General features: G+C 72.4%; 8 protein-coding genes. 3 read left to right on the top strand and 5 right to left on the bottom strand.

What is annotated here, in order from left to right; all coding sequences use genetic code 11:
* Positions 1 to 59 precede the first annotated feature (59 nt).
* Positions 60 to 1,679: a multicopper oxidase domain-containing protein gene (locus tag AB0472_RS34885; protein ID WP_366362533.1), complete on the bottom strand. Its 1,620-nt coding sequence runs from the start codon at positions 1,677 to 1,679 to the stop codon at positions 60 to 62.
* Positions 1,680 to 1,902: 223 nt separating this feature from the next.
* A complete protein-coding gene (locus AB0472_RS34890) occupies positions 1,903 to 2,571 on the bottom strand; it encodes an N-acetylmuramoyl-L-alanine amidase (RefSeq protein ID WP_366362535.1) in 669 nt (222 codons plus the stop codon).
* A gap of 54 nt (positions 2,572 to 2,625) precedes the next feature.
* Between AB0472_RS34890 and mnmA the strand changes: the two genes are divergently transcribed.
* Positions 2,626 to 3,762 carry a tRNA 2-thiouridine(34) synthase MnmA gene (gene mnmA / locus AB0472_RS34895; RefSeq protein ID WP_366362537.1) on the top strand — a complete coding sequence of 379 codons (1,137 nt, stop codon included), beginning with the start codon at positions 2,626 to 2,628 and terminating at the stop codon, positions 3,760 to 3,762.
* On the opposite strand, the gene AB0472_RS34900 is transcribed toward mnmA, so the two are convergent.
* On the bottom strand, positions 3,738 to 4,064 hold the full coding sequence (locus AB0472_RS34900; protein ID WP_366362539.1) for a DUF427 domain-containing protein: 327 nt from the start codon (positions 4,062 to 4,064) through the stop codon (positions 3,738 to 3,740). The genes mnmA and AB0472_RS34900 overlap by 25 nt on opposite strands.
* A gap of 136 nt (positions 4,065 to 4,200) precedes the next feature.
* Here AB0472_RS34900 and AB0472_RS34905 point away from each other — a divergent pair, with 136 nt between their 5' ends.
* Entirely contained in the window at positions 4,201 to 4,740 is a 540-nt protein-coding gene (locus tag AB0472_RS34905) for a TIGR00730 family Rossman fold protein (RefSeq protein ID WP_366362541.1), read from the top strand.
* 16 nt (positions 4,741 to 4,756) lie between these two features.
* Entirely contained in the window at positions 4,757 to 5,455 is a 699-nt protein-coding gene (locus AB0472_RS34910; RefSeq protein ID WP_366362543.1) for an SDR family oxidoreductase, read from the top strand.
* Between the two features lie 83 nt (positions 5,456 to 5,538).
* On the opposite strand, the gene AB0472_RS34915 is transcribed toward AB0472_RS34910, so the two are convergent.
* Positions 5,539 to 6,768: a cytochrome P450 gene (locus tag AB0472_RS34915; RefSeq protein ID WP_366362545.1), complete on the bottom strand. Its 1,230-nt coding sequence runs from the start codon at positions 6,766 to 6,768 to the stop codon at positions 5,539 to 5,541.
* Between the two features lie 157 nt (positions 6,769 to 6,925).
* On the bottom strand, positions 6,926 to 8,321 hold a 1,396-nt coding region (locus AB0472_RS34920; protein ID WP_366362547.1), incomplete at its 5' end, for a cytochrome P450.

Consider the following 8,321-nt stretch of genomic DNA (forward strand, 5'->3'; position numbering starts at 1 on the left):
CGGCTGCCGCCGGCACTTCCACCGCCGGCGGCAGCCTGCTCGGGAGGCCCGGGCGGCGGCTAGCTGTCCGTGACCATGAGGGCCGCCATCATGCCCTCGTCCTCGTGCTGCAGCAGATGGCAGTGGAGCATGTACATGTAGGTGTCGTCGGAGAAGTCCGTGAACTCCATGGCGATCTCGATGGAGCCGCCGCCGACCACCTCGTACGTGTCGTACCAGCCGAGTTCGACGCCGGTCGGATCCTCGCCGTTGACGGAGATCAGCTGGTACGGCACGTCGTGCAGGTGGAACGAGTGCTCCAGCTGCGTACTGTTCTTGATCGTCCAGATCTCCTTGGACCCCAGCGTGGTGCTGATCATGGCCATGGAGGACATGCTCGTGCCCGCCGAGCCGTTGATCAGCATCGTCGCACCGGACTGGCCGAGGGTGATGGTGCGCGCGGTGAAGTCGCCGGTGTCGTACCGGTCGATGGTCCGCAGCGAGCTGGGCAGGTCGTCCGGGGTGTCCGTGCCGCTCGCGGTGACCGCCAGGAAGTCGTACGTGCCGCTGCCGCCGCGCACCCAGCCGGTGGTGATGACCGCCTGGAGGGTGACGTCGTCCGACATGTCCATCACCATCTCGGCGCGCGCGCCCGCCACCAGCCGGATCGTGGTCACGTCCGCCGCCTCGGCCAGGTAGCCCTGGTCGGTGGCGATCTGGGTCATCGTGCCGCCGTCGCTGCGCTGGACGGTGATGATGTCCGACGGCGAGGCGTTGAGCAGCCGGAACCGGGTCCGGGTCTTGGTGGCGGTGAAGGTGAGGGTGGTGTCGTCGACGTTGGTCCCGTTGACCAGCAGCGGGTAGCTCAGGCCGCTGCTGAGGTAGCCGGTGAGGTCGTACTTGATGTCGCCGGAGCTGTCGACGGCCAGGCACTGGAAGATCAGCGGGATGTCGTCTGTGCCGTAGGTGCTGGGCAGGTCGGCGCTGGTGGTGTTGTCGCTGTCGTCGACGATGATCATGCCGGCCAGGCCGTGCACCGCCTGCTTCGCCGTCGTGCCCAGCGCGTGCGGGTGGTACCAGAGCGTCATCGGCTCGTCCTTGACCGTGAAGGTCGGCGACCAGGTGTCCCCGTCGGAGAAGGCGACCTGCGGACCGCCGTCCATCTTGGCCGGGACGTGCGCGCCGTGGAAGTGGACCGTGGTGTCCTCGCCCAGGCTGTTGGTGATGTTGAGGACGTTCGTGTTGCCCTTGGTCCACTTCATGGTCGGGCCGAGGAAGGACTGGTTGTACCCGGCGGTGGTGCTGGTGACGCCGCTGAGCACCTCGGCGCTGCCGGTCTTCGCCTCCAGGGTGAAGGTGGTGGTGCTGTCGGAGGTGGTGCCCTCCAGGAGGTCCGGGACGGACAGGGTCGCGGTGTTGGTCGCCGCCCCGGCCTTGTTGCCTTTGGCGTCGGTCAGCAGGGCGAAGGTGGAACCGGCCGCGGCGACGGCGCCCAGGCCGACACCGGCCATCCCGCCGAGGAACTTCCGCCGGTGAACGCCTTTACCCCGCTTGGCCGTTCCGTCCTTGGAGTGCTCGGCGTCGGTGGCACGCGCCGCCTTGGAGTGCGCCGCGCCCTTGGCGCGGCGCCGCCGGCCGCCGGTGCCCTGCTGCTCTTCGTCTCCGTCCGCCCCGAAGGCGGGATCCGTGGTGTGGGTCATGGCCCCGGATGTTTGACCTGAGGGCTGTGTGGAATCTGAGGCGAAGTTAGGAGCGGACCGGGGCGACTGTGAGGCGGCGGTGGATGATGGTGATTCTTGACTCCCTTGGAAAAAGGGTCAGTTGACCAGCCGCAGCTGACGCCGCGGGTGCGGGACGCAACGGACACAGGGGGCGTGCAGCACGGGCACAGGATAACGATTGAGTCACAGGTGGAACCGGGGGTCAGGCCCGTCCGGCGCGCCGAACGAGCCCCATGTAGCGGTCCCAGTCCCAGTGCTCTCCCGGGTCGGTGTGATCCGTCCCCGGCACCTGAGCGTGACCGATCACGTGCTCGCGGTCCACGGCCATTCCGTACCGCCGGCATATCGCGGCCGTCAGCCGCGCCGAGGCCGCGTACATCGCGGCCGTGAAATCCTCCGGACGGTCCACGAACCCCTCGTGCTCGATCCCGACACTGCGCTCGTTGTACGACCTGTTCCCCGCGTGGAACGCCACGTCCAGCTCGCGGACCAGCTGGGTGATCCGCCCGTCCTGGCGCACGATGTAGTGCGCCGCCGCCTGGTGCGCGGGGTCCTGGAAGGCCTTCACCGCGCTCGCGTACCCGCCCTGGGTGACATGGACGACCACGCGGTCGACCGGGTAGTCGGACGGCCGGTTCGCCGTCCGGTAGTTCGCCGCGGACGCGGCCACCCAGCGCGCCCCCCTGAAGTCCACCGCGCCCGCCACCCGCGCCTTGCGCACCCCCGGCAGCCGCCAGTACAGCCGCGACAGCTCGTCCCTGGTCAGCGCCACCGTGCCCACGGCCGCCGCCGCCCCGCCCACCAACAGCGCCCGTCGCCCGAGCCTGCGGTCACCGTCACTCGCCACGGTCCGAATCCACCCCCATGCCATCCCAACGGATACGCGCGGGACCCGGTTCCCGCGCCCCCGTACCCTGGAGGGGCTATGACTGACACCCCGCAGCGCACCCGTCCCCTCCGCGTCCTCGCCGCCATGTCGGGCGGCGTGGACTCCGCCGTCGCCGCCGCCCGCGCGGCCGAGGCCGGCCACGACGTCACCGGCGTCCACCTCGCGCTCTCCGCGAACCCGCAGTCCTTCCGCACGGGCGCCCGGGGCTGTTGCACCATCGAGGACTCCCGCGACGCCCGCCGGGCCGCCGACGTCATCGGCATCCCGTTCTACGTCTGGGACCTCGCCGACAGGTTCCGCGAGGACGTCGTCGAGGACTTCGTCGCCGAGTACGAGGCGGGCCGCACCCCCAACCCGTGCCTGCGCTGCAACGAGAAGATCAAGTTCGCCGCGCTGCTCGACAAGGCCCTCGCGCTCGGCTTCGACGCCGTCTGCACCGGCCACTACGCGAAGATCGTGACGCTCCCCGACGGCTCCCGTGAGCTGCACCGTGCCTCCGACATGGCGAAGGACCAGTCGTACGTCCTCGGCGTCCTGGACGAGCGGCAGCTCGCCCACGCCCTCTTCCCGCTCGGCGACACCCTCACCACCAAGGACGAGATCCGCGCCGAGGCCGAGCACCGGGGCCTCGCGGTCGCCAAGAAGCCCGACTCCCACGACATCTGCTTCATCGCCGACGGCGACACCCAGGGCTTCCTCGCGAAGCGGCTCGGCAGGACCGAGGGCGACATCGTCGACGAGTCCGGCACCAAGGTCGGCACCCACGAGGGCGCGTACGGCTTCACCATCGGCCAGCGCAAGGGCCTGCGGATCGGTCACCCCGCCGCCGACGGCAAGCCCCGCTACGTCCTGGACATCTCACCGGTGGACAACACGGTGACGGTCGGCCCGGCCGCCGCCCTCGACGTCACCGGCCTCACCGCGATCAAGCCCCGCTGGTGCGGCACCGCCCCCACCGCCCCCGGCGTCTACACCGCCCAGCTCCGCGCCCACGGCGGCGAGACCGAGGTGAGCGCGGAACTGGTCGACGGCGAACTGCGCGTCACGTTCACCGAGCCGGTCCGCGGCGTCGCGCCGGGCCAGGCGATCGTCCTGTACGACGACACCCGCGTCGTCGGCTCGGCGACGATCGCCTCGACCGTCCGGCGTCAGCCGGTGACGTCCACCTCGTAGAAGCAGAGGTGGTCCTTGATCCGGGCGACGTCCGACTTCGGCTCGGGATACGCCCAGACCAGGTCCGGCGCGTCCGGCAGGGACCAGTAGGAGGCGGTCCCCTTGAAGGGGCAGACGGTGTGCGTCTCGGAGGGCGTGAGGAGATCGAGGCGGACGTCCTCGGCGGGGATGTAGTAGCGAACGGGCGACCCGGTCTCGTGGAGGACGAGGGCCCGGTCGCTCTCGGCGAGGACCAGGTCGCCGTGCGTCACGCGCACGTGCTGGTCGCTGTTCTCGATGGTGATCGTGTGTCCTGAGGCCATGTAAGGGTGACGCCGACGGACGCCCGCTTGTTCCCGAGGACCAGCCTCCTCACCCGGAAGGGCGCCGGGGGTGGGAGCCGCGCGACCGGCCACACACGGCCCGCAGCCGCCGGACGGCGGTGCCTACCCTGACCCCATGCGCATCTGTGTCTTCCTCTCCGCGGCAGATCTCGACGACCGCTACACCCGTCCCGCCCGTGACTTCGGCAGACTCATAGGCAAGGGCGGCCACTCCCTCGTCTGGGGCGGCTCCGACACCGGCCTGATGAAGGTCGTCGCCGACGGCGTCCAGGAGGCCGGCGGCAGGCTGGTCGGCATCTCCGTCGAGTTCCTCGCCAACAAGGCACGCCCCGGCGCCGACGAGATGGTCGTCGCGGCCGACCTCGCCGAACGCAAGCGGCTGCTCCTGGAGAGGTCCGACGCCGTGGTCGTCATGGTCGGCGGCACCGGCACCCTCGACGAGGCCACCGAGATCCTGGAGCTGAAGAAGCACGGCCGCACCGACAAGCCGGTCGTCCTGCTCAACACCGCCGGCTTCTACGACGGCCTGAAGCAGCAGTTCCAGCGCATGGAGGCGGAGGGCTTCCTGCCCCGCCCCCTGGCCGAGCTGATGTTCTTCGCGGAGGAACCCGCCGAGGCGCTCGGCTACCTGGAGGCGGGCCGCCCCGCCCGCTGATGCGAGCATGGCCCCCATGGCAACTCATGTGATCACCGGCGCCGGTTCCGGCATCGGCGCCGCCGTGGCCCGGCGCCTGCACGCGCGCGGGGACGACGTCGTACTGCACGCGCGCGACGCGGGCCGCGCGAAGGAACTGGCCGCCGGGTTCCCCGGCGCCCGCACCCTGGTGGGCGACCTGGCGGACCCGGACAAGCTCTCCTGGGCCTTCTCCCACCAGGCCCTCCCGGACCGGGTGGACTCGCTGCTGCACATCGCCGGCGTCGTCGACCTGGGCGAGGTCGGCGAGCTGACCCCGAAGTCCTGGCGCCACCAGCTCAACGTCAACCTGGTCGCACCGGCCGAGCTGACCCGGCACTTCCTGCCCCAGCTCCGTGCCGCCCGCGGTCACGTGCTGTTCGTGAACTCCGGCGCGGGCCTCAACGCGAACGCCGGCTGGTCGGCGTACGCGGCCTCCAAGCACGGCCTGAAGGCCCTCGCCGACTCGCTCCGTGCCGAGGAGCACGGCAACGGCGTCCGCGTCACCTCGGTCTACCCGGGCCGCACGGCGAGCCCGATGCAGGCGAAGGTGCACCAGCAGGAGGGCAAGGAGTACGACCCGGCGCGCTGGATCGACCCGGAGTCGGTGGCGACCACCATCCTCACCGCCCTCGACCTGCCCGGGGACGCGGAGATCAACGACCTGACCGTGCGTCCCGGCCCGCTTCCCGGCTGAGCCTGCGCGCAGTGCCCCGTAAGGGGCGCGGGGAACCGCGCGACCAGCCACGACGGCACCGCGGACAACGACGGCGCCTCCGCTCACCGCAGCTCCAGCCGCCCCCGGAAGTTCTCCGGCACCGGCGCGAACCGCAGGGCCATCGTGACCGCCTCCGGGCGGTCCACGGTCAGCCGGTAGCGGGTGCAGAACAGGTGGCACAGGGCCATCAGCTGCACCACGGCGATGTTCGCGCCGATGCACTTCTTCGGCGCCCAGCCGAAGGGCACGTAACAGTTCCGGTCGGCCGGGCCGTGCGGTGCGCCCGGCAGGAAGCGGTCCGGGTCGAAGACGTCGGGCTGCTTCCACACCCGTTCGTCACGGTGGATCAGGTGCGGGCTCAGCAGGTACCACTGCCCCGGCTCCAGACGGGTCGTCCCCAGGTCGAACCCGAACGTGGAGCGGCGCACCAGCAGCAGCGGCGGGCTCCACATGCGCAGCACCTCCTTCACGAACCGGTGGGTGACCGGCGCCGCCTGGGTGGGCGCCGTACGGAACTCCACGGGGTCCACCGCGGCCAGCTCCGCTTCGAGGCGGCGCCGCCACGTCGGCTGCCGGACGAACTCGTACAGCACGCTCGCGGCGGCGGTGCCGGGCGGCCCCCCGATGGCCGTGAGGACGGTGGTCACGACGTCCAGCGCGCGGTCCATGCCGAGTTCCGGCAGCAGGTCCACGAAGGGGTCGGCGAGGTCCGCCTCGCGCCCGCGCCGCCCCCGGGCCCGCTGCCGCAGGACCCGGCGCACCACCAGCCCGGCCCGCACCTGGACGGCGACGTGCCGCAGGTGGTGCAGGACGCCGCCCGGCGCGGGCGACACCAGCCGCGCCAGCTTCATCTCCAGGTCGCGGCGGACCAGGTCCGCCTCGCCGTCGCTGAGTCCGGCGAGCGCGACGGGCAGCAGCGACCGCAGCGCCACGTCCTGCATCAGCAGGGTCAGGTCGGTGTCGGCGTCCTGCCCGGCCCGCTCGTCCAGCACCCGTTCCATGCGCTCGATCAGCAGACCGTGCTGCTCCGCCGTCGCCAGCGCGTGCAGCTGGGTCATCCAGGCGGAGCGGATCCGGCTCCACCGCATCTCGGGGCTGCGCCGCCGGCGCACCATGTCGACCAGCCGGTCGTGCATCACGTACCGCTGCCAGTTGGCGGCGCTGACCCGGCGGGCCGCCTCCGGCTCGAAGATCCCGAGCCGCTGGTCGTCGACCCGGAAGATGCCGTCCTCCCGGGCGCTGCGCAGCCGCATCGAACTCAGGAAGTCCTCGGGGTGCTGCGGAGTGGTCATCGTGGGCGTTCCCCTCGTGGGAGCGCGGGGAGCCGACCGGCTGTCGCCTCCCCGCGCGGGCCGGTCAGATGTGGTGGTACAGGTACCAGAACTGCCCGTACGAGCGTCGGACGTTGAGGACCGACTTCGTCTTGAGGTACAGCGCGCGCATGCTGGTTCACCTCCTCTCCAGGCAGCCGTCGGGACGGCTCAGCACCGCGGTGAACCGCGGCGGAGCCAGCGCCGGACCCACCTGGGGCCCGCCGCCGTCAGAGGTGACCGACACTCGCCAGTCACGGGTGAGGAGGCCGACCAGGTCCTCCAGGAGCCGTACGGTGACGGTCGCGCCGGCACAGGTGTGCGGGCCGAGGCCGAACGGCAGGTACGCCCCGTCCGGCACGCCCGCGGTCCACCGCTCCGGGACGAACTCGTCGGGCCGCTCCCAGTACCCGGGATGCCGGTGCACCAGGTAGCTGCAGACCATCAGCCGGTCCCGGGGCGTGACCGGTGTCCCGCCCAGCTCCTGCGCCCGGCTCGGGGTGCGGGCGAACAGCCACGCCACCGGCCACAGCCGCAGTGCCTCGCGGACGGTCCGGCCCGGGTCCGCCGCGGCCCGCTCCGGGTGCGTGCCCAGCAGCAGGACCGACCAGCCGAGCGCGAACCCGATCGAGCCGGCCGTGGCGAACAGGAAGGAGAGGTAGACCTCGACGAGTTCGTCGGGACCGGCCGCCGGGCCGCCCCCGCCGACGACGACGTCCAGGAGGTCGCGCGGCCCCGCCGGGTGGTCGAGCGGCCGTGCCGCGCGCTGCCTGGCCCGTACCTCGGTGCGCAGGGCGTGCAGCGCGCGGTGCCGGAACAGCAGCCGGGAGGGGGCGGCGTGGCGCCGCCGGGCGCCTGCCGACACCGCGCGGGCGACGATCGCGTCCACCGTCCGGTGCAGGTGGGGCGGGGCGTCCGGGTACAGCAGCACATCGCGCAGGTGCTCCAGGACGAGCAGGTTCCCCGCGTCCGGCCACTCGCTGCGCGGTGCGAGGCGCCGGGCGACCAGCCCGGGCAGGTCGGCCCGGTGGTCGCGGAGATGACGCTGCATCAGGGTGCGGGCCGCGCGGCCGATCGTGAGCTGTGCCTGGCGCGGCCCGAAGACGCCGTGCCGGTGGTGGTAGAAGTCGGACGTCTCCGCGACGACGCCGTTCCGGTTGCCCATCACCTCCCGCGCGGCCTCCGGATCCGCCACGCACACCGCCCCGCCCAGCGCCGAGCGCCACAGGTCGGCCCCGGCCTCGGACCCGGCCCCGGCCCCCGACCCGCCCTCGGACCTGGCCCCGGCCTCGGATCTGGCCCCGGCCTCGGACCGGGCCCTGGACCTGGCCCCGGCCTCGGATCTGGCCCCGGCCTCGGACCGGGCCCTGGACCCGGCCTTGGCCTCGGACCGGGCCCTGGACCCGGCTTTGGCCTCGGACCCGGCCTCGGCCTCGGCTCCGGATCTGGCCCCGGCCTCGGACCGGGCCCTGGACCCGGCCTTGGCCTCGGACCGGGCCCTGGACCCGGCTTTGGCCTCGGACCCGGCCTCGGCC

This window comes from Streptomyces sp. NPDC086777 (assembly GCF_040702065.1).
Taxonomy (GTDB): domain Bacteria; phylum Actinomycetota; class Actinomycetes; order Streptomycetales; family Streptomycetaceae; genus Streptomyces.